The organism is Alicyclobacillus hesperidum subsp. aegles (assembly GCF_027923525.1).
Taxonomy (GTDB): domain Bacteria; phylum Bacillota; class Bacilli; order Alicyclobacillales; family Alicyclobacillaceae; genus Alicyclobacillus; species Alicyclobacillus aegles.
This window is the reverse complement of sequence record NZ_BSBJ01000001.1, coordinates 21,280-41,098: the sequence shown is the minus strand read 5'-3', so window position 1 is coordinate 41,098 and position 19,819 is coordinate 21,280. Positions and strand designations below refer to the sequence as shown.

Below are 19,819 nucleotides of genomic sequence, written 5' to 3'. Positions count from 1 at the left end.
GACAGATTTCGCACGCTTTCAACTTTTGCTACGATTACTCTCGATCCCGATTTGGAAAAGGAGCCTCACTGCATGCCCAAAGCTGCATTCATCGCACTACCCAAGTGCCGCCTGCACGACGTCTCACCGCTCCTTGAAACGCTTGCCTTACAGGACTGGCGCTTGCGAACGCTGACGCTAGACGGCGCTCCGTGCACGACTGCGGAAGGGCTTGCCGTTTGTAGCGATGGCTCCGTCGAAGAGGCGGTTCCGCTCGATCTCACCCTTTGCGTGCTACCAGGTGGCTTGTACTCAGCACAGGTGTGGAACGATATTCGCTTGCACCGCTACGTGCGGCAGTTTGCAGGGCGCAAGGGCTGGTTTGCCGTCTCCGGCGAAGGTAGTGCCTGTCTCGCTGGGGCAGGACTTCTCGGCGGACTACGCTTCAGTGCACCTCTGTCGTTTGTCGAATCCCAAGCTCCGCTATTTCGCTACAGCATCCATACCACAACCCCCATATCCATAGATGGCGGCGTAGTCTCCTCGGATGGGAGCGATCCCGCTGGATTCTGTCAGGCTGTTTTTGGCAGACTAAACATAGGTGTCTGATGGTGTCCCTGCCAAACAGCGTGTGTCGACGACCGGTACTAGGCATGTGCTATGATGGGACAAGCAGATATCAGCAAGGAGGCATGGCATGAAAGCACGAATTGTACATACGCTGATCGCCGCTCTGGCCACGTGCGCATTCGCAGCAGGGTGTGGCACCCCGACCAACAACACGACGAACGTGACAAACCTGACGAACGGGGTGAACTCGTCGGCTGGGACGGTGAACAGCGCAGCGAGCAACACGGCCAACACGACCAGCGATGCGGCGAATCCACCAAGCCTTCATACCACGACCGAGCAATGGTCAAGTGCGCCCAAAATGACCATTGATACGGCGAAGACGTACGACGCCGTCGTTCACACCAATTATGGTGACTTCACGATTCAACTCGACGCGAAAGATAGTCCAATTACGGTCAACAACTTTGTATTTTTGGCGAAGCACAACTTTTATCACGACTGCACGTTCTTCCGGATTATCAAAAACTTCATGGTGCAAACCGGCGACCCGAATAACAATGGAACAGGCGGCCCTGGCTATACCATTCCGGACGAATTGACGCATCAATACCCGTTTACGAAGGGCGTCGTCGCCATGGCAAATACCGGTCAACCGCATACGGGAGGCAGCCAGTTTTTCATCTGTACCGTAGACGATACCAAGGTATTCCAGCCACCGAACAATAAATACACCGAATTCGGACGCGTTGTCTCGGGCATGAACGTCGTGGAGAAAATTGCATCCATTCCAGTCACCAACAACCCACAGACGGGTGAACTGAGTTATCCGCTCGCGACCGCATACATCAAATCGATTGATATCGAGGTCAAGTAGGGAGCGAACCCGATGCGCTACAACCGTGGACGGCAATTTATTTGGTTGATTATTCTGGTCGTCGTCGTCGCACTTGCGAAGATCCGCATCGGCGGTAGCGTGCCCCTGCCAGCCAGCTATGAAAAGCTGGCTGGTGGACAAATTCGCATTCAGGTTCAAGCAAAACCGGTTCCTTCGACGTCAACCGGAGAAGCGTGGAACTTGGAGAAGCATGTTCAAAACGGGCAAACGATTTACACCGCAAACCTGTATATGAACGGGCATGAACAGCTATTGTTCCCAGGCCTTAAAAGCCAGTCGAAGAGTGCAGCAGGCACGTTGTATGAGAGCAACGGAAAAATTCGATTTGGCAGCCAGGACTATCACGCCGTCAATCTGTTTGTCGCGGCCGACGGAAAAAGCGGTTACATCGACTTTGCAAAATCGTGAGACGTCACGCGGTTACACCGGTCGGGGTCTGTCACAACCAAAGGAGCGCACGAACCCCGACCATTGTCCGCGCTTAGGATGGATTCGTCTGCCGATACGGCGCGGTTCCTTCTTTAGCGAGCATGCGGTAGACGGCGTCATCCATCGGCGGATTATGTAGTCCTGCGCGCACGTCGCGGTAATAACGTTCCAGTGGAAGCGACTTCGATAGGCTGCGGCCCCCAACGACCCGCATGGCGAGATCGACGACCTCATTTGCGGCATTGGTTGCGAGTGTTTTCGCTGCGCCAAACTGGGCCCGTAACCGCGGGCGATCCGCAGGATCCAGCCGATCCCACCGCGCAGCGAGATCGTACAATAGCGTGCGCGCAGCGAGCAGCTTCAACTCCATTTCGCCAAGTTTCTGCTCGACGTGGGGAACGTCCGCAATCGGATGCGGCAGAGAGTTTGGTTGATAAGTCGCGGCATAATGCATGGCAAAGTCCCGTGCAGCAAGCCCGACACCTAGGTAGCACGCCGGGATGTGCAAGAGCCAGCCACCACCATCGTTGTTCCGCTCGGTCTTCGCACCTGGGCGGGCGATGGATACCACGTGATGCGATGGCACAAATACATCGCGCAACACGATGTCATGGCTACCCGTTGCGCGCATGCCCAGGACGTTCCACGTCTCGACGATCTCGACATCCTCGCCGCGCACGAGAAATTGTCCGACCACATCCTCTCCCGCGACGGTCGCAGTCACCACAATCCACGTCAACGCCGGCGATAGCGTGCTAAACGTCTTGCGGCCAGAAATGCGATAGCCACCGTCGACAGGAACCGCAGTCGTCTCCGGCTTGCCGCCGCGGCTCGGACTGCCGGTTGCAGGTTCGCTGGCACAACTGTTGATTAAGGCACCATCGCGTACGACTGTCTCGCAAACTTGTGCAAACAGTTCGTCTGGAAACGCTCCGGTCGATCGAAGATTAAGGATCATGCCGACGTGCCAACCGATGGCTAACGCCGTCGAACCGTCGCCGCGAGCCAGTTGTTCTTGATGCATCAGCATTTCCGACAAACCGATTTCTAAGCCACCATATTTGCGTGGCACCGTCCAGGACACATAACCCGCGGCCTGCAAATCGCGAATGTTGTCATGCGGAAACGCTCCGCTCTCGTCGTACGCGGCAGCCCGTGCGCTGAATTTGTTCGCCAATTCACGCGTGATGGCAAGCCTTTCTCTCACGTCTGAGGACAATTCCCGTTCGTCGTACATATAGCCACCTCCGTCGTTTGTCATTCGTCCAGTAGCGAAGTCGGCCGCGCCAAACGGGGCCCCATCGTGTGTACAAAGTACTCTCGATTTCCCATACGCTCCACACCCCGACGTTCGCTCCCCCAGAGTGCCCGATCAAGTTGCGACTGTGTTCGATGTGCCCGGAACGCACGCAACTTCTCTACCTGATATCCACTCACATCCACTTGTACAGTCGCCAGCACTGGCTGCGGAAAACGGCGAAACTCTGCGGTATCGGCGCCAAAGGACACGTAAAACAATCGCGCGCCGTTTCCGGACGTTGTGGTTTGGTAACGGCTGAATGCTTTCGTAGCTATGCGCCCGATGGCACAGTGATCAGGGTGTCCACCTAATGGGTCGTGAAAGGTAATCACCGCACTAGGATTTTCGTGTAAAAACACTTGCAGAACGCGATCCGCCACTTCATCTTGCGGCTGTATCTCGAGCGTCTTGTCGCGTAACCCGAGCAATTCAAGCCGTTCGATGCCGAGCGCTTCGCATGCCGCACGAAGTTCTCGCTCGCGCACCTGACCAATCGATTCACGCGTCGCGATTGGCGGGATGCCAAGCCTACGCCCCATTTCGCCAAGCGTCGCACAGACGAGGATGACACGGTGACCCGTGCCAGCAAGCTTAGCCAAGGTTCCTCCACAGATAAACGTCTCGTCGTCCGGGTGCGCAAAAACAGCTACAACGGTCGCCATCGTGCTCCTCCTTCCCCGCTTGCCACAAGCCATCACATGGCGAGAAGTCTGCGACTAACGGTCAGCGTCTGCCGAATTCGCGACTGTGTATCAAATCCGGTAATCACGATGGCATCTCCGTCATCTACAAAATCCGTGACACCCGAAATTGACAAAAGACCGTCTGGATCTGTCAATACAAGGTGCACGCGATATGCGTGATCGCCCATAACTGCGACATCCTTGAGCTTACAGGGGACGTTGCGGATGTACGCCTCTGGATTGACTTCCAGGTGCACGTACACCGTTTCACCGACCATGGATAATAGCCTATTCCTTGCCTCGTCGATACCAAGCGGCGTCATGCCTTGGCCTCCTCATCCCCATCGCCCACTGCAACCGGGTTCTGTGCATACGAAATCCAGTCACTCCAACTGCCTGGATAAAGTCGGACGCCTCGTATGCCCGCAAGCTCCATTGCAAAAAGTGTCGAACACGCCGTCACACCAGATCCGCAGTAGACGACGATAGGCTTGCCCGCAGTCGCAAGGTCGTGAAAGCGATTGCGTAGCACACTCGCAGGCAGCCATTTCCCGTCGGAACCAATCCCCTCCTCCCATGGTCGGTTGACGGCCCCTGGAATGTGGCCAGCCACCTTATCCATGGGTTCGATCTCGCCGCGATAACGTGCAGGTTGACGCGCATCGACAAGAAGTGCAGAACCGGACTGTACCATGTCACGGACCTCATCCACGTCAACCGTGTCTCCCAATGTGATGCACGGCGTAAAGGTAACCGGCTTATCTTGCGGCGGATCGGCGACGACGGGCAATCCTGCTGTCGTCCAAGCCGACCATCCGCCATCGAGCATGCGCACATCTTGCGCGCCAATGTGGCGAAGGAGCCACCAAGCGCGCGCCGCCATGCCTTCGCCGCCATCGTAGACGACGATGACGGAGTCTCGCCCTGCACCGCACTCGCCAACCCGCTTTGCAAGGCGTTCCATATCGGGGAGTGGATGACGACCGCCGTGAGCCTGGGGTGCACCGGACAGATCGCGCTCAAGGTCCAGGTAGTGAGCACCGGGAATGTGCCCTTCGTCGTACGCCGCTTTTCCCCAATTCGGATCGGTCAGGCGAAATCGGCAGTCAAACACCGTCCAATTCGGGTCTGTCACATGAGCCGCTAATTCGGCAGCTGAAATCAGCACGTAAACCGGCCTCCTTACTGCCCGTCCCGGCGTGCGACGCGCGTGGCTCCAGCCTGGTCGATGGACGTGATGATCATGTCGTCGATGTTGACATGCACCGGTCGTGTGACGGCAAAGGCAATGCAGTCGGCGATATCTGCCGCAGTCAGCGGCCGCATGCCTGCATAGACAGCATCCGCACGCGCCTTGTCGCCGTGAAAGCGGACGATGCTGAACTCGGTCTCGACCATTCCCGGATCGATTGACGTCACCCGCACTGGCTTGCCAAGCAACTCCTGCCGCAAAGCTCCGGTTATGGCACGTACTGCAAACTTCGTGCCACAGTACACACCTCCGCCAGCATACGCCTCGTGTCCCGCGGTCGATCCGATGTTGACAATATGTCCTTCACCGCTTGCTATCAAGTGTGGCACCAAGCGCCGCGTCATGCGCAAAAGCCCCATGACATTGGTGTCGAGCATTTCTTGCCAATCTGCCTCGTTTGCCACTTCGTCAATCGGATCCCGGCCCAAGGCCTTGCCAGCGTTGTTCACCAGCACGTGAACCTTGCCGAACCGTTCCAAAACAGCTGCAATAAATGCGTCTACGCTTTGAGTGTCTGTGACGTCAAGGGCTGAGGCAAGGGGTTTGCTACCAGAGATACGCTCAATTTCCGTTGCCACTGCGCTCAGTTTCTCCACTCGGCGCGCACCGACGGCGAGTTGAAATCCTGCCTCGGCCAGCGCGATCGCAGTGGCCTCGCCAATGCCTGAGCTTGCACCTGTGACAATCGCAACTTTCCCACGCCCAGAAATACCCATCCACGTTACCTCCCGCAAAAGTCTTAAATGTGGGCGGATGTCGTATCCGAACCCGCCCGCTTCCCATACAGTGTGGCATATCGTTTGCCCGCAAAGGAGGAATCTCCACCATGCCATGCCCGGAAGTGGTCACCGGCCACGTCGCCATTCCCGGCGAGGACTTTGAGCGCATCCAACGCAGCGTCGATCGCGGCCAGAATATGTGGCGCCTGAGCCCTGTCCGCACGGCCCAAGAGGTAGGCATCGTCCACCTAGGCTTGCGCATGAACGACGTGTACACCTTTGTCGAACAGTACCGCGATGCAGATAGTGGGCTCATGCATGCGGTCGTACGCGTCAAGCATCGCAATTGCACCTATCTGGTCAACCTGTACCAACCGGAAAAACAAGGGCCAGGCGGCATTTGGGTGGTTGAGTCGGTCACTGAAATCTGATGGTAAAACGACTAGCGCTGCTTCTCCCACATCGACGGGGGTAGTTTGCCAACCGTCTCTATCAACATCTCATAAAGATTTCGATCCAGCGCTTCGTCGAGCGAGACGCCCAAACGTTCAGCGATATCGCGGATTGTCAATCCGTCTTTGCGCAGCGTCCGCATCGCTTTCTCCCACTGTTGCAAATGCGGGCCATGGTAATCGATTAAAAACTTCCATTTCTCTTCGTCGATCGCGATGCACGCATTCAACATGTCGGAGACGACATCGACCGTCGCCCCTTGCGCGCCCTTTTCGAACAGGCGCTGCCGGAAAACCGTTTTGATCAAGGCCTCCTCGGAAAACTCGAGCAGAAAGGGCGGCATGATATATCCGACCGGCAGTTTCGCCCGGGCCGCCTGCAACTGCTCTGCCCGCTCTTGTTTCGCCAATCGGATCACATGGCGAATCCGTTCCAACTCTTCTTCATATTCATCCGGGTTTTTCGCCTCGACAGGAAGCTCGAATCCCCATGGCACATTGGCGCGCTGCCCGCCCGCGATGCGTGTGGGACGCCCGACTGTATATGTAACAAGGTGATCATAAACCGATTTTCCGACGCCTATCGCGAGGAACAGGACGGTTTCGCCGCGGATAGGCTCGTAAGAGTGCCCTGCCGCGACCATGCTGCGCAAAAACCGTTGCGTATTTGCCATATCGTTGTATTTGCCCAGGTACAAGCTCGCCTTAAAGGCGCTCGACAGCCTATCCTCGTCCGTCGCGCGCAAGGCGACGATGCGCCCTGCCTGTGCGACATGCCAGCCTTGCTCTTCGTAGCAGATGCGAATAAACTTTTCAATGTTGTCCAGATGTTCATGGATCGGGACGAGATCTGTCAGGAAGCGCAAGCGCGGATGTTCGAGGATGGCGGATCGGTCCAACGTAAACACAGGTGAACACCCGCCTTTCACATACGGCTCTAAATTCTGTTGCCAGCTTACATTGTACCAAATCCGCCAAAAGGCAAAAAAGGAGGGAACCATATGGCGACCCGCGTAGTTGTCGGCATGTCCGGAGGCGTCGACTCGTCCGTCAGCGCGCTTTTATTGAAACAAGCAGGTTATGACGTCGTCGGCGTGTTTATGAAAAATTGGGACGACACAGACGAAAACGGGCACTGCACGGCGACCGAAGACTTTGAGGACGTCGCTCGCGTCTGCGAGCATATTGGCATCCCATATTACGGCGTCAATTTCGAACGCGAGTACGAGCAACGCGTATTTCAATATTTCCTTGAAGAGTATGAACGTGGACGCACCCCAAATCCAGACGTCCTTTGCAATAAGGAGATTAAGTTTAAAGAATTGCTGGAACGAGCGCTGGACCTTGGTGCAGATTACTTGGCGACGGGCCACTATGCCCAACTGCACACCCGTGCGGACGGGTCCGTGGAATTGCTGCGAGGGGCAGATCCAAACAAGGACCAGACGTACTTCCTGCATACACTGGATCAAGAGCCCTTGCGACGCGCCATGTTCCCCATCGGTCACCTGCAGAAAGCGGAAGTACGGCAGATAGCGCGTGATCACGGATTGCCAACGGCAGCGAAAAAGGACAGTACAGGTATCTGCTTCATCGGTGAACGCAACTTCCACCAGTTCCTAAGCACCTACTTACCAGCCCAGCCCGGTATCATCGAGGATGTGGATGGCAACCGGATCGGCCAACACGAGGGCTTGATGTACTATACCATTGGACAACGCCGCGGCATTGGCATCGGTGGTTTACAGGAAGGCAGCGGTGAAGCCTGGTACGTTGTCGACAAAGACCTTGAACGCAACGTGTTAATTGTAGCGCAGGGTCAGGATCACCCACGGCTGTTTGCGACGCGCCTGAGCGCGTCGAGGCTATCGTTTGTGGAAGGTCGCCCACCGCAGCCGGACGCGTTCCGCTGTACCGCCAAATTTCGCTATCGACAATCGGATCAAGGTGTGACGGTGCATATGCGCGGCCCGGATACGTGTGACGTTGTCTTTGACGAACCCCAGCGTGCGATCACGCCAGGACAGTCGGTCGTCTTTTACGATGGCAACGTGTGTCTTGGCGGTGGCATCATCGAAACACGCGAGTTGCTGAACGCCTGATACCCGGCGTGAAATGCCTTGTTTACGAGGACGCTTTTGAGGGCGAAATACCCCCTGTGGGAGGCGACCCATCTGGAGACGAAAGATCTGCAACTGTTTCTTGCGGTGGCTCGCAACAAATCGATTTCACGAACAGCTGATCAACTCTACATGTCGCAATCTACGGTCACCAACCGCTTGCAAAGACTTGAGCGCGATCTCGGCTGCCAACTGTTCACGCGCACACCTGGGGGCGTCCAGCTCACGGCAGAAGGAACGCGTTTATTCCCGCTCGCGGAACAAATGATGCAGATTGAACACCGCATGCTTGAACCGGCGGCCCGTCCCATTCACACTCTGCGTGTGATGTCCGGACGAGCATTTGTCTCGACCGACGTGCCACGCTGCTTGCACCACATGCTACAAGTCGAAGAAGTACGCCTGCAGGTTCGCATGGGCATGTACGAAGACATGGTGGAAGCACTCGTGGGAAACCAAGTCGACTTCTGTTTTCTCGGCGAGCCCATTCACCACCCCCGCGTTCGCCTGGTGGAATATCCAGCGGACGCGATCGATCTCGTCGTGCCTATTGGCCACCGCTTTGTCCACGACCTTCCGAGCATCGGCGCGCTCGCGGACGAGCCATTTATCGCCTTTGCCGACACCACAGCGCCATTTCGACGACGCATTTCGATGTTGCTCGCAAAATACGACGTCTATCCAGACGTGCGCATGGAACTGGACAGCATTGATGGTATCAAAGCGATGGTCGCACAAGGACTCGGGATCTCGCTCCTACCGCGGCGCACCCTGCACGATGCCGCCGCCAAGGGCGTCATTGGTATCGCACTGCCAGATCCTCAGTTCTGCCGGCCGACGTTTCTCGCGTACCCAGACGCGATCGAACACGAGCCCCTCACAAAACGATTCATCGAGATCGTCACGGAACACTACGAGCGAGAGGTTCGTTTTAAGGGCTGAAGCCACCCGATAAACCGTAAAGACCACAATAAAACACCCCTCGTTCCAGACAGCGCTGGTTGGAGGGGTGTTTGCCGTTTGCGAAACGTATTGGATGGTTCGCTTAGCGTGACAACACGCGCTTTGCAGCCGCATATACGTTGTCGACCGTAAAGCCGTACTCTTTGACGACGATGTCGCCAGGGGCGGATGCACCAAACCGCTCAATGCCCAGCACTTCACCGTCGAAACCGACAAATTCGTACCAGCTCATTGGATGAGCCATCTCGACCGCAACGCGCTTGCGCAGAGTTGGCGGCAGAACGTCATCGCGATAAGCCTTTTCTTGTGCACGGAACACTTCAAGGGACGGGAACGAAATGACGCGTACTTTGACGCCTTCGGCGGCCAACTTTTTACCTGCTTCGAGCACAAGCTGAACCTCGGAGCCGGATGCGAGCAAGGCCAGGTCAGAACCATCGCCGTGCTTGTAAATGACATAGCCACCCTTTTCGAATTGACCCTTGTTTTCCTTGATCTCCGCCAAGGTCGGGAGCTTTTGCCGCGACAATGCAAGCGCCACCGGCGCATCGCGATGCGTCAAAGCATACTTGACGGCGAGCCCCGTTTCCGTGCCGTCAGCTGGACGGAACACGCGCAAGCCTGGAATCACGCGCAGCGACGCCAACTGTTCGATCGGCTCGTGCGTCGGACCGTCTTCGCCCACCGCGATGGAGTCGTGCGTCAAAACAAACAATGACGGTTGCTTCATAAGCGCAGCCAAGCGCACAGCCGGGCGCAGGTAGTCGACAAATACGAGGAACGTGCCGGCATAAGGGAAAATTCCGCCATGCAACGCAAGGCCGTTCATCATCGCGCCCATCGCATGCTCGCGAACGCCATAAAAGACATTCTTACCCGCATAATCTGGGGCTTTGAAGTGATCTTCATCCTTGAGCAACGTGTTGTTTGACTTTGACAAGTCGGCCGATCCGCCGAGTAGCGTTGGCATATGCGGGCCAACTGCATTGATCACCTTGCCGAACGCTTCGCGCGTCGCGATGGCATCCGTGAATTCCGGCAAGACAGCGTCGAAGTCGACGTTTGCCTTACCAGCCAAGGCGTCTTCCAACGTCTTCGCTTCCTCAGGATGCGCTTTGGCGTAATCCGCATATGCCGCCTTCCACGCAGCTTCCGCATCAATGCCGCGCTTTTTCACATCAGCGAAGAGGGCACGCACTTCGTCAGGAACAAAGAAGTCCTCTGCGTACTTCCAGCCGTACGTCTCTTTTGCCAGCTTCGTCTCCTCTTTGCCGAGCGGGCTGCCGTGCACTCCCGACGTACCTTGCTTGTTTGGCGCACCATAGCCGATGATGGTTCGCACCTCAATCAAGGTCGGCGCATCGGTAAATGTCTTCGCCTTTGCGATAGCCGCCTCAATCTCGTCAAGATTGTTGCCATCCTCAACACGGAGCACATTCCAACCGTATGAACGGTAACGCATTTTGACATCTTCCGTGAACGACCAACTTGTGGGTCCGTCCAGCGAAATGTCGTTTGAATCGTACAACACAATCAACTTGTTCAGCTTCAGATGACCCGCCAGCGAACTCGCTTCGCCGCTAATGCCTTCCATCAAGTCCCCGTCGCCGCAAATCACGTATGTATAGTGGTCAATCGGGGTATGGCCGTCGCGATTAAACTTGGCCGCCAAGAAACGCTCTGCCATTGCAAAACCGACTGCAGTCGCGATGCCTTGACCGAGCGGTCCTGTGGTCGTGTCGACACCCGGCGTATGACCGTATTCCGGATGGCCTGGTGTCTTGGAGCCCCATTGACGGAACTGTTTTAAATCGTCGATCGTCACGTCATACCCAGTCAAATGGAGCAAGCTGTACAATAGCATCGAACCATGTCCGGCCGACAACACGAAGCGGTCGCGATCGATCCAACTCGGGTTTTCCGGGTTGAACTTCATGAAGCGCGACCACAGCACGTACGCCATCGGTGCGGCGCCCATCGGCAAACCAGGGTGACCCGAGTTGGCCTTTTCGATGGCGTCGATCGACAGCGTCCGAATCGTCTTGACAGCCAATTGATCTTGTTCTGTGTAGGGCATATGTCCACTCCCAGTGCAAAAATATTTTGGCCGACACACTTATCATACCACATCTGCGGCGATTCCCTGCGCGGGACGTGTCGAAATGTGGTGCAAGGCTTTGTACTCGCATGGAATCCAAAACTAGGGTAGCATATTGAATGATTTGAAAGGAGCCGTCGTATTCATGAAGCAGTTTTCCATGCAAGGCCGTGAAAAGACGGCCATCTTCGTCGTCCTGGCAGCGAATATCATCGTGCGCTTCATTTGGATAGGGCTGATGCATCCAGTTCAAGAAGCGGACTTTCAATGGTATTACGATCACGCTGTCGAACTGGCAAGCAATCAGGGCTACAACTGGTTCGGTCAACCCACCGCCTACTGGCCCATCGGCTGGCCCTTGTTTTTATCGCTCATCTTCCGACTCACAGGGCCCTCTGTGGCGGTCGGCCTTGCCGTGAATGCACTCTTGTCAACACTCATAGTTTGGTTCATTTACCTGTTGACATGCCGCTTGTTTCAAAGCCACGCGTACGCGCTCGCGGCATCCATCTGCTATACGCTGTTGCCAAGTCAAATTGTCTGGAATAGCGTTCTTGGTTCCGAGGAACTGTTTACAACGTTGTTGCTCATCTCGCTCTACCTCTACCTTCGTGCAGATCGTACACGGGCACTGTCCCTTGGCGTTGCCATAGCGGGAATCGCACTTGGCTTTGCGGTCGACGTTCGCCCAATCCCGCTCGCCTTTCCACTGTTTGTCTTTTTGTACGAACTTGTCAGCGGCCAGTCTGGAACGTTGACCAAACGAATTTGGCCCGCGATTGCCCGCGCTGTTACGCTCTTTGTCGGCATGCTCATCAGCGTGCTGCCCGTGACCATTCGCAACCGTATCACCATGCACCATTGGGTACTTGTGTCGACAAACGGCGGGACAAACCTGTTTCAGGGGATACATACGAATGGGGGGTATTGGTGGTCGTACAACCCATACGTCAACCCATTGCTCAACATTCACAATGAGGTGCAAAAGAACGCCGTCGGCGAACATGTGGCACTTCACTATATTGAACACCATATCGGCCGAACCATCGTCAACGGGTTTATAAAAATATGGGATTTGTACAAAGACGATCTCAATGCGAATTGGTACACGTTCCGTGTTTCACCGCGCGTCGCAGGCTGGCTGCATCCGATGGATGCTGTTCTGACGACCGCTTATTTTCTCTTTATGGTGCCTGCCGGTATTGGCCTCATCTACTTTTGGGTGCGCCGTATCCCGGGGTGGCGCCAGGCTTGGCTACCCTTCGCCTTCTTGTTGTATAACACGTGTTTCTTTTTCTTTTTCCCGGCATGGGATAGATTCCGATACCCTCTGATGCCACTGTTTGCGGTCTTTGCGGGCGTAGGCCTGGTTAGCATCTTTCGGGAAGTGAAATCAGGCTCCTTGCATAAAGAATGAACTAGACCACGGCGACCATGAGGCTGCGCCCAAATCACTTGGGGTGGCCTCTTTTCTATAGCTCTATAGCGTAACGCCTACAGGCCCGCAGCAACCAGAGACGGAAATCAGCAATACGTCACCTTAGGCAAAGACTTTCCTCTTTACCGCACAAATTTATCATATTATAAGATTATGTTGATAACGCTTTCATATTCGCGTGTAGGAGGAGATTGACTTGCCTAGCCACGAAGCCATGGCCATCCGGCAAATGCTCAGTCAGTATCGCAGTGGTGAACATGAAGGCCCCCCACCCTCCATCGAAATGCAACGGGCTGCCCTGGACGAAATGGGCAGAACCATTCCCCAACCGGACGACGTGATCGTCACGCAAACAAACATAGCGGGTGTGCATGGAGAATGGATAGAGGTGAAAGGCGTTTCGAGCAGCCGTGTCATCCTCTACCTTCACGGTGGCGCCTATTATATGGGTAGCTGTGAATCCCACCGAAGTTTGTGCTGGCGACTTGCACGTGCTGCCAAGGCTCGCGTTCTGTTGATCGAATATCGATTGGCACCAGAGCATAAATTCCCAGCTGCCGTCGAAGATGCAGTTGACGTGTACAAGGAACTCATACGCGACGGTGGGATCACTCCCGCATGCATCGCCATCGCCGGCGACTCTGCTGGAGGTGGTCTGACCGCCGCGATACTTCTGTCGCTACGCGACGCTAACGTGGATCTCCCGGCGTGTGCCATCCTCTTGTCACCATGGACCGATCTCGCAGGTACGGGCGAGTCGATGACTACGCGCGCCAAATACGACCCGTGGCTTGAGCCCAACAGCATTCGCAAGGCGCCCGCGCTGTACACGGCAGAAGAAACCCTCACACACCCACTCGCGTCGCCACTGTACGCCGATTTACAAGGCCTGCCCCCGCTTCTTATTCACGTGGGCGATCACGAATGTTTACTCGACGACTCGGTCCGCTACGCCGACAAGGCGCGCGCCGCCGGAGTCAGTGTCACCTTGCATATCTGGGAAGAGATGTGGCATGTGTTCCAAAGCTTCCCCATGCCAGAAGCCGACGCTGCCATCGCGGAAATCGGACGGTTTGTTCAGCAGCAAATCCCGGATTGAGCGCCGCTTCGAGACGGACCTAGCCGCATAAACCGTGTCGCCAATCCATGTAAATGGGGCAACGTGTCGTCCACGCTGCCCCATCCTTGCTCGGAGATAAAAAACGTTACGTCAACCATAACACCAACGCCAACGCGATGGTCAAAGCGCCGGCGACCATGTCGCGGGCTCGCAAAGACACTTGCCGATAATACGTACGCCCGTTCCACGCGTTGGCAGGATCTCCATAAAACCCTCGTGCCTCCATCGCGATCGCGAGTCGCTCGCTGATACGAACGGACTGGCTGAGCAATGGCAACGCGTAGGTGACAGGACGCAAAATCCACCAACCCTCGCGACCTCGTAAGCGCCGTGCCATGCGGAACGTCTCTAAGTCGTGCCCAAAACGGCCCAGAAACCCCATTCCGGCCATCATACCATAGGACATCTTCGGTACAATCCTGAACGATTGGCTCAACCCGACCATAAAATCGGTGCCATCCGTCGTCACAAGCAGGACGTAGGCCAAGATGACCGTCGCAAAAGTTCGCAATACGACAAGCAACCCTTGGTTCAAACCATACCAACTGATGTGAAACCACAGCCAGTGCACGTAGCGATATCCCGGTGGTGTAGCTGCGTTTGCCGCGAATGCCCAAAGGTAGATCACGTAGACGAGGACAAGTGGTAACAGGCGTTTGACCATCTTCCCTGGATGGCACCACCCGAACGCAAACGCCAGGACGAGGACCAAGGCCCAGAGTCTCCCCGCTTCACCGAACGACCAACAGCACATGCAAACGACGGCAGTGATCAGAAGCGTCAACGCCTTCACATCTGGATGCCATTTGCCAACAGGCGATCTTCTTGGCCAGGAAGGCTGCTTCGGTGCATGTTGCAGTGCTGTGGTCACATCCTCCGGCGCAATGCCCGCGGATGGATCAGGCCCGTCGTCTGAAAGCGGCACTATATCGTCGAATAAGTGCGCACGCTCGAGGATGTCTTGGCGCTCAAGGAGTTCGGACACCGCCCCATCGTATAACAGCGTGCCCTCAGCGAGTACCCAAACGCGTGTAGCGTACGTCTGGACCAAGTTCATATCGTGTGTGACCGTGACAATGCTCTTGCCATCAGCTTGCAACTGCAATAGCCTATTTAAGATTTGGGCTTCGGACGCCGGGTCCTGACCATACGTGGGTTCGTCAAACAACCAGATGTCCGCATGAGTTCGCATCATCACTGCGACGGACAAACGGCGCTTCTGTCCTTGACTCAAGGCATAAGGGGAGGCATGCGCGTGTTCGGCCAGCCCAAACTCGTCAAGGGCATGGAGTACGTCCTCTGGAATGTCATCGCCAAGCACCCGGCTCGCCATCTCGTCCGCTACCTGCTCATACAGGAACTGATATTCTGGGTTTTGAAAGCCATATGCGATATGCGAGTAGCGTTCACGCGCTGACATGCCCGTGATGGCCCGACCAGCGAACTTCACGATCCCCTTCGACGGACGGCGCAAACCCGCCATCGTCTCAAGCAACGACGACTTGCCTGCGCCGTTAGGTCCAACGATGGCAATCCATTCTCCGCGCCCAACCTGTGCATCAATCCCTTGCCAGACCTGCTCCCCGCCGTACGTCAAGGCCAAATCGCAAAGCGCTAATACCGGGTCAGGAGACGAGGTGGGGAAGACCGGTAAAGGATTGGGATGCAGGCAGGTGCCTGACTCTCCTTGGCTAAGCCTGCGCCATTCGTCGGCAGCAAAAACACCGACCTGCTCGCCTGCATTGTTCAGTGCAATGACGCGATCGACCACAGGCAACAAAGCTTCATACTTATGCTCAATGATGAGAAGTGTCTTGCCTTGTTTGCGCAATTCTGCAATCATGGCGAACACCATGCGCGTGGAAGTCGGGTCGAGATTTGCCGTTGGTTCGTCGAAGATGAACAGTTCGCTCTCCATCGCAAGTGCACAGGCGATGGCAAGCTTTTGCTTCATTCCGCCAGAAAAGCGCGCATGCGCCGCGTGCGGGTGAACGTGCAGATGCACAGCGGCAAGGGCCTGTTTAGTCCGTTGTGCCATTTCGTCGCGCGGAACCTGCAAATTCTCAAGCCCGAACGCAATCTCGTCGTCGACGTGGTGCATGCAGAACTGAGATTCTGGATCTTGAAATACATAGCCAATTTTCCCCGGTTTTGATACCGATGGAGCTATCCAACATTCGCCCGTGACTACGCCCTCGACAGACCGGGGAATAATGCCAGCCAAGGCCATGGCAAGCGTACTTTTTCCACTGCCGCTCGGCCCCGCGAGCAACACGCATTCGCCCGGGTGAATGGAAAATGTGCACCCGCGCACGCTTGGTTTCGCTTCCCCATCGTATGTCACGGCGAGATCGCGTACCGATACAAGCGGCGACTCGCCATGGATAGGCAGCGGCCGGCTCATTGTGGGATCGCCCGCCCATCCTTCGCAATGGCGTAATTTCGAACGGCACCCGTACGCTTTAGCGCATCACCCATCAACTTCGGCAACCAACCACCGAGAATGGCGCCGCTGACGAGAGAAATCATAATGGATAAAAGCATGGTACCAAGATCCAACGACTTGCCTCCATACTGGAAGTACCATTGAACCAAGTAGGCTAGCGAGGCGAGTGTTCCGGAAAGCATACAAGAGGACAGGTTAAACATCCGATACGCGAAAATAAGAAACGCGATTTCCGAGCCAATCCCTTGAATAAGACCCGACTCCATGGTTCCAAGGCCGAATTGTCCACCAAGCAAAAGTTCCACAGCGGCTGCGACCAACTCGGCGATCAACGCGGCAAGCGGGCGTCGAATAATATAGGGAACGAGAACACCTGCAATCATCCAAAACCCTGTCATCGCCGCCTGCAACGCATAGGCGGTCGTTGGCACCAGCGCATTGATTACGTCCCACACACGATACAATCCGCCGCAGACAATCGCAAGCACAACCATTAAAATGACTTCACGTAACTTCCATTTCGCAAGCACAACTTGCATCTCCCTTCGCTTCCGTGACAGGACGACCTTTGGGAGAACCTGTTCGCACGCAAAACAGCGCCCTTTCCACGACGGGTGAAAAGGGCGCTGATAGCGTAGCGACGGTGGGCACTTCCTCACGCTGGTATTATCCAGGTCGAGTCCGAAAGGGTTGGTGACTATGTCACCTCTCAGCCAACGTCGGCACCCCTAGTCCCCTATTCACGGTATTCCTTTTTTCATAGGCTAGTGTAGCATGCTCCCCATCAACCGACAAGCCAAAAACAAGCCTGTGTCTATCCGAAAGCCAATGATGATGCCGTGGTCATCGGTACAGGTCAGCCACCCGTCCAAGTTTCTTCTCACTTCGACCAGTTCTCTATGGGAACGGGATCAATCGGATCAGCCGGCGTAAAGTTCAAGATAGCTCCAAAAAAGAACAACTGCGCTTCCAAGGCACGCTTCGCGTTTTCCGCCTTCCGAAACCCATGGCCTTCGCCCGGAAACAAAAGATAGGCGACGGGCACACCCTTCCTTTTTAGTGCCTCGACCATCAATTCCGCTTGATTGGGCGGTACTACTTTGTCGTCTTCACCCTGGAAGAAAATCACCGGGCACGCAAACTGATCCACGTGCTGTAAGGGCGATCTCGCGACAAATCGCTCCCGTTCCTCCGGATACCGACCAACGAGTTGCTCAATATAACGCGATTCAAACTTGTGTGTCTCCTTGGCGAGCAGAGCGAGATCGCTCACACCGTAGTGACTTGCACCAACGCGGAACAGATCGCGAAACGCAAGCACGGCCAGCGTGGTGTAGCCGCCGGCACTGCCACCCGTGATACACAGCCGATCGCGATCGACATCGCCACGCTCGACAAGATATAAGGCACCTTGGCAACAATCGTCGAGGTCGACGATGCCCCATTGCCCGGCCAGGCGCTCGCGGTACTTCCGCCCATACCCAGTGCTGCCGCCATAGTTGACATCGAGAACGCCAAAGCCGCGCGTCGTCCAGTACTGAATCGACAATTTGTAAACCGGCCGGGCTGCGCTGGTCGGACCGCCGTGCGACATCACCAATAGCGGTGGCCGCTCGGAAGCAGGTGCAACATACTGTGGATTGGTGGGCGGATAGTAAAAGCCGTAGGCCACCTCACCGCCCGTAGTCGGAAACACAATGGCCTCCGGCTCTGCAATCCAGTCGTCGCTAAGAGCGGCACTTGGTCCAAACTTGACGGTGTCGACGCTCTTGCCATACACCTTCGCGATGACAGCAGGACGCCGCGTCGACATGGCGACACAGAACACACCACCCGCACCATCTGCGAACAAATCGTCAAAGCCCGTGAACGCCGTCTCTATATCGGTCAAAGTACCTGTATCTACATCGATCTCACACAATCGCCCGAAGCCGTTCTCCACGTATGTAGCTACGATGTGCGAATGGTCAATAAACGCATACGTCGAGCTACCCAGTTGCCAAAGCGGACGTCCAAATTCCACGTCGCGCGGTGCGACGGCGCGCGTACCGCCGGCATCCCAAGCGTACAGATTCCACCAGTTTGTCTTGTCTGACACGTAGAACAATTGCCCACGCGGGCTCCATTCGGGTTGGAAGATAGATTCTTCCCGTCCACCTGCGATCCGCTGTGCATTCGCGAGCTTCTCTCCATCCCAATCGGCTACATACAGGTAGGTCCCATTCCATGGCATATTTGGATGATCCCACGCGATGTAAGCCAACCGCCTGCCGTCTGCCGATAGGCGCGGATACGCGTAAAAATCGTGTCCACTGGCGACGATGTCGACCCGACCGTCAGCAAGGCGCACGACCGCCAAGCTGTTGACCGGTTCGCCGCTCGTCCCGTGATCTTCCACAACGCCGAAAATGACATCCTCCGCGATAAACAAGTCGCCAAAGCGGAGCGCAGACGGCTGTGTCACAGACTCAGGCGGCAAAGGTTCTTCGCCAGCAAAGCGCACGCGATAGATACATTGATCCGAGAAGTTTACAAAATAGACGACGTCATTTTTGACCGCATATGCTCCACCGCCATATTCGTGTACGCGGGATCGAGCATTGAATGGGATCGGCAAACAGTCGATCTCGCGTCCGTCCGGCAACCGTTTCACAATCGCAATGCGCCCCGCTTCGTGCGGTCGGCTCTCGAGCCAATACAGACTTTCGCCGTCCCACTTCGGACTGCCAAGCCCCGTCGCCGCCTGTACCACCTTATCCGCAGAGAGCGGTGACGCCCAAGCGCCGTAGCTCGCAAGCTGCTGTTTTGCCATCACGCCATCCCCCATCCATCAACCTTGTAACATCCGCCGCAGATTCGCCATTTCAATAGCGCTGACAGCCGCATCCCAGCCTTTGTTTCCCGCCTTCGTGCCTGCGCGCTCAATCGCCTGTTCGATGGTATCTGTTGTCAGAACTCCAAAAATTACCGGCGTGTCCGTGTTCATCGAAAGCTGAGCGACGCCCTTCGCCACTTCCGCTGAGACATAGTCGAAGTGCGGCGTTGAGCCCCGAATCACGGCTCCTAGGGCGATTACGACATCAAAGCGACCACTCGTCGCCATCCACTTCGCGGCGGAAGGAATCTCGAACGCACCAGGCACCCAGGCGACCTCGACGTTGTCCTCTGGCAGGCCGTGCCGATTGAGCGCGTCCAGCGCACCGGACAACAGCTTGCTCGTGATGAACTCGTTAAACCTTGCAACGACAATGCCCACACGTTGATTTGACGCCACCAATTGTGCTTCGTAAGTACGCAAATTCGTCCACTCCTCTTGGCAATCCTGCTTGTCATAAGGTTTTACAATAGCCCA

The 19,819-nt window shown here is 55.9% G+C and carries 19 protein-coding genes and 1 riboswitch; of the genes, 8 read left to right on the top strand and 11 right to left on the bottom strand.

The features are described from left to right. Positions 1–72 precede the first annotated feature (72 nt). The 3 genes from QMF38_RS00215 (at position 73) to QMF38_RS00205 (ending at position 1,855) form a co-directional block, all read left to right on the top strand. Positions 73–588 carry a DJ-1/PfpI family protein gene (locus tag QMF38_RS00215; RefSeq protein ID WP_058094164.1) on the top strand — a complete coding sequence of 172 codons (516 nt, stop codon included), beginning with the start codon at positions 73–75 and terminating at the stop codon, positions 586–588. A gap of 88 nt (positions 589–676) precedes the next feature. Continuing rightward, a complete protein-coding gene (locus QMF38_RS00210; protein WP_281758188.1) occupies positions 677–1,426 on the top strand; it encodes a peptidylprolyl isomerase in 750 nt (249 codons plus the stop codon). Positions 1,427–1,438: 12 nt separating this feature from the next. Then, positions 1,439–1,855: a hypothetical protein gene (locus QMF38_RS00205; protein WP_281758187.1), complete on the top strand. Its 417-nt coding sequence runs from the start codon at positions 1,439–1,441 to the stop codon at positions 1,853–1,855. 73 nt (positions 1,856–1,928) lie between these two features. On the opposite strand, the gene QMF38_RS00200 is transcribed toward QMF38_RS00205, so the two are convergent. Genes QMF38_RS00200 through QMF38_RS00180 form a run of 5 tightly spaced genes read right to left on the bottom strand, consistent with a single transcriptional unit; the run spans position 1,929 to position 5,827 of the window. Beyond that, positions 1,929–3,113 (bottom strand): acyl-CoA dehydrogenase family protein, encoded by a 1,185-nt coding sequence (locus QMF38_RS00200; protein WP_281758185.1) that lies wholly within the window; start codon positions 3,111–3,113, stop codon positions 1,929–1,931. Positions 3,114–3,133: 20 nt separating this feature from the next. Further along, a complete protein-coding gene (locus tag QMF38_RS00195; protein WP_281758184.1) occupies positions 3,134–3,838 on the bottom strand; it encodes a PIG-L family deacetylase in 705 nt (234 codons plus the stop codon). A 32-nt stretch (positions 3,839–3,870) separates the two neighbouring features. Beyond that, positions 3,871–4,182, bottom strand: a complete 312-nt coding sequence (locus tag QMF38_RS00190) for a DUF1806 family protein (RefSeq protein ID WP_281758181.1) — start codon at positions 4,180–4,182, stop codon at positions 3,871–3,873. Next, positions 4,179–5,027 carry a sulfurtransferase gene (locus QMF38_RS00185; protein WP_281758179.1) on the bottom strand — a complete coding sequence of 283 codons (849 nt, stop codon included), beginning with the start codon at positions 5,025–5,027 and terminating at the stop codon, positions 4,179–4,181. Before QMF38_RS00185 ends, QMF38_RS00190 begins: the two co-directional genes overlap by 4 nt. 14 nt (positions 5,028–5,041) lie before the next feature. Next, the gene (locus QMF38_RS00180; protein ID WP_281758177.1) at positions 5,042–5,827 is read right to left on the bottom strand and encodes an SDR family NAD(P)-dependent oxidoreductase; all 786 of its coding nucleotides are present in this window, start codon (positions 5,825–5,827) and stop codon (positions 5,042–5,044) included. A gap of 110 nt (positions 5,828–5,937) precedes the next feature. On the opposite strand from QMF38_RS00180, the gene QMF38_RS00175 reads away from it, so the two are divergent. After that, complete coding sequence (locus QMF38_RS00175; RefSeq protein WP_040289824.1) at positions 5,938–6,261, top strand: hypothetical protein; 324 nt, start codon at positions 5,938–5,940, stop codon at positions 6,259–6,261. Positions 6,262–6,272: 11 nt separating this feature from the next. Here QMF38_RS00175 and QMF38_RS00170 read toward each other — a convergent pair whose 3' ends face one another. Then, positions 6,273–7,190: a hypothetical protein gene (locus QMF38_RS00170; protein ID WP_281758175.1), complete on the bottom strand. Its 918-nt coding sequence runs from the start codon at positions 7,188–7,190 to the stop codon at positions 6,273–6,275. Between the two features lie 93 nt (positions 7,191–7,283). Here QMF38_RS00170 and mnmA point away from each other — a divergent pair, with 93 nt between their 5' ends. After that, positions 7,284–8,384 carry a tRNA 2-thiouridine(34) synthase MnmA gene (gene mnmA / locus QMF38_RS00165; protein ID WP_281758173.1) on the top strand — a complete coding sequence of 367 codons (1,101 nt, stop codon included), beginning with the start codon at positions 7,284–7,286 and terminating at the stop codon, positions 8,382–8,384. Positions 8,385–8,420: 36 nt separating this feature from the next. Further along, a complete protein-coding gene (locus tag QMF38_RS00160; protein ID WP_237716479.1) occupies positions 8,421–9,344 on the top strand; it encodes a LysR family transcriptional regulator in 924 nt (307 codons plus the stop codon). A 103-nt stretch (positions 9,345–9,447) separates the two neighbouring features. On the opposite strand, the gene tkt is transcribed toward QMF38_RS00160, so the two are convergent. Then, complete coding sequence (tkt, locus tag QMF38_RS00155) at positions 9,448–11,442, bottom strand: transketolase (protein WP_281758170.1); 1,995 nt, start codon at positions 11,440–11,442, stop codon at positions 9,448–9,450. 166 nt (positions 11,443–11,608) lie between these two features. Between tkt and QMF38_RS00150 the strand changes: the two genes are divergently transcribed. Together QMF38_RS00150 and QMF38_RS00145 are read left to right on the top strand one after the other, a co-directional pair. Then, positions 11,609–12,880: a glycosyltransferase family 39 protein gene (locus QMF38_RS00150; protein WP_281758168.1), complete on the top strand. Its 1,272-nt coding sequence runs from the start codon at positions 11,609–11,611 to the stop codon at positions 12,878–12,880. 217 nt (positions 12,881–13,097) lie between these two features. Further along, a complete protein-coding gene (locus QMF38_RS00145; protein WP_281758166.1) occupies positions 13,098–14,000 on the top strand; it encodes an alpha/beta hydrolase in 903 nt (300 codons plus the stop codon). Positions 14,001–14,106: 106 nt separating this feature from the next. On the opposite strand, the gene QMF38_RS00140 is transcribed toward QMF38_RS00145, so the two are convergent. The 4 genes from QMF38_RS00140 to ribH all read right to left on the bottom strand — a co-directional run bounded on the left by QMF38_RS00140 (position 14,107) and on the right by ribH (position 19,765). Then, on the bottom strand, positions 14,107–16,425 hold the full coding sequence (locus QMF38_RS00140) for an ATP-binding cassette domain-containing protein (protein ID WP_281758164.1): 2,319 nt from the start codon (positions 16,423–16,425) through the stop codon (positions 14,107–14,109). Then, positions 16,422–17,006 carry an ECF transporter S component gene (locus tag QMF38_RS00135; protein ID WP_006447428.1) on the bottom strand — a complete coding sequence of 195 codons (585 nt, stop codon included), beginning with the start codon at positions 17,004–17,006 and terminating at the stop codon, positions 16,422–16,424. Before QMF38_RS00135 ends, QMF38_RS00140 begins: the two co-directional genes overlap by 4 nt. A gap of 96 nt (positions 17,007–17,102) precedes the next feature. After that, positions 17,103–17,207: riboswitch (TPP riboswitch) on the bottom strand. Positions 17,208–17,347: 140 nt separating this feature from the next. Then, entirely contained in the window at positions 17,348–19,279 is a 1,932-nt protein-coding gene (locus tag QMF38_RS00130) for a S9 family peptidase (RefSeq protein ID WP_074691860.1), read from the bottom strand. Positions 19,280–19,297: 18 nt separating this feature from the next. Continuing rightward, entirely contained in the window at positions 19,298–19,765 is a 468-nt protein-coding gene (gene ribH / locus QMF38_RS00125; RefSeq protein ID WP_040289836.1) for a 6,7-dimethyl-8-ribityllumazine synthase, read from the bottom strand. Between the last annotated feature and the right edge of the window lie 54 nt (positions 19,766–19,819).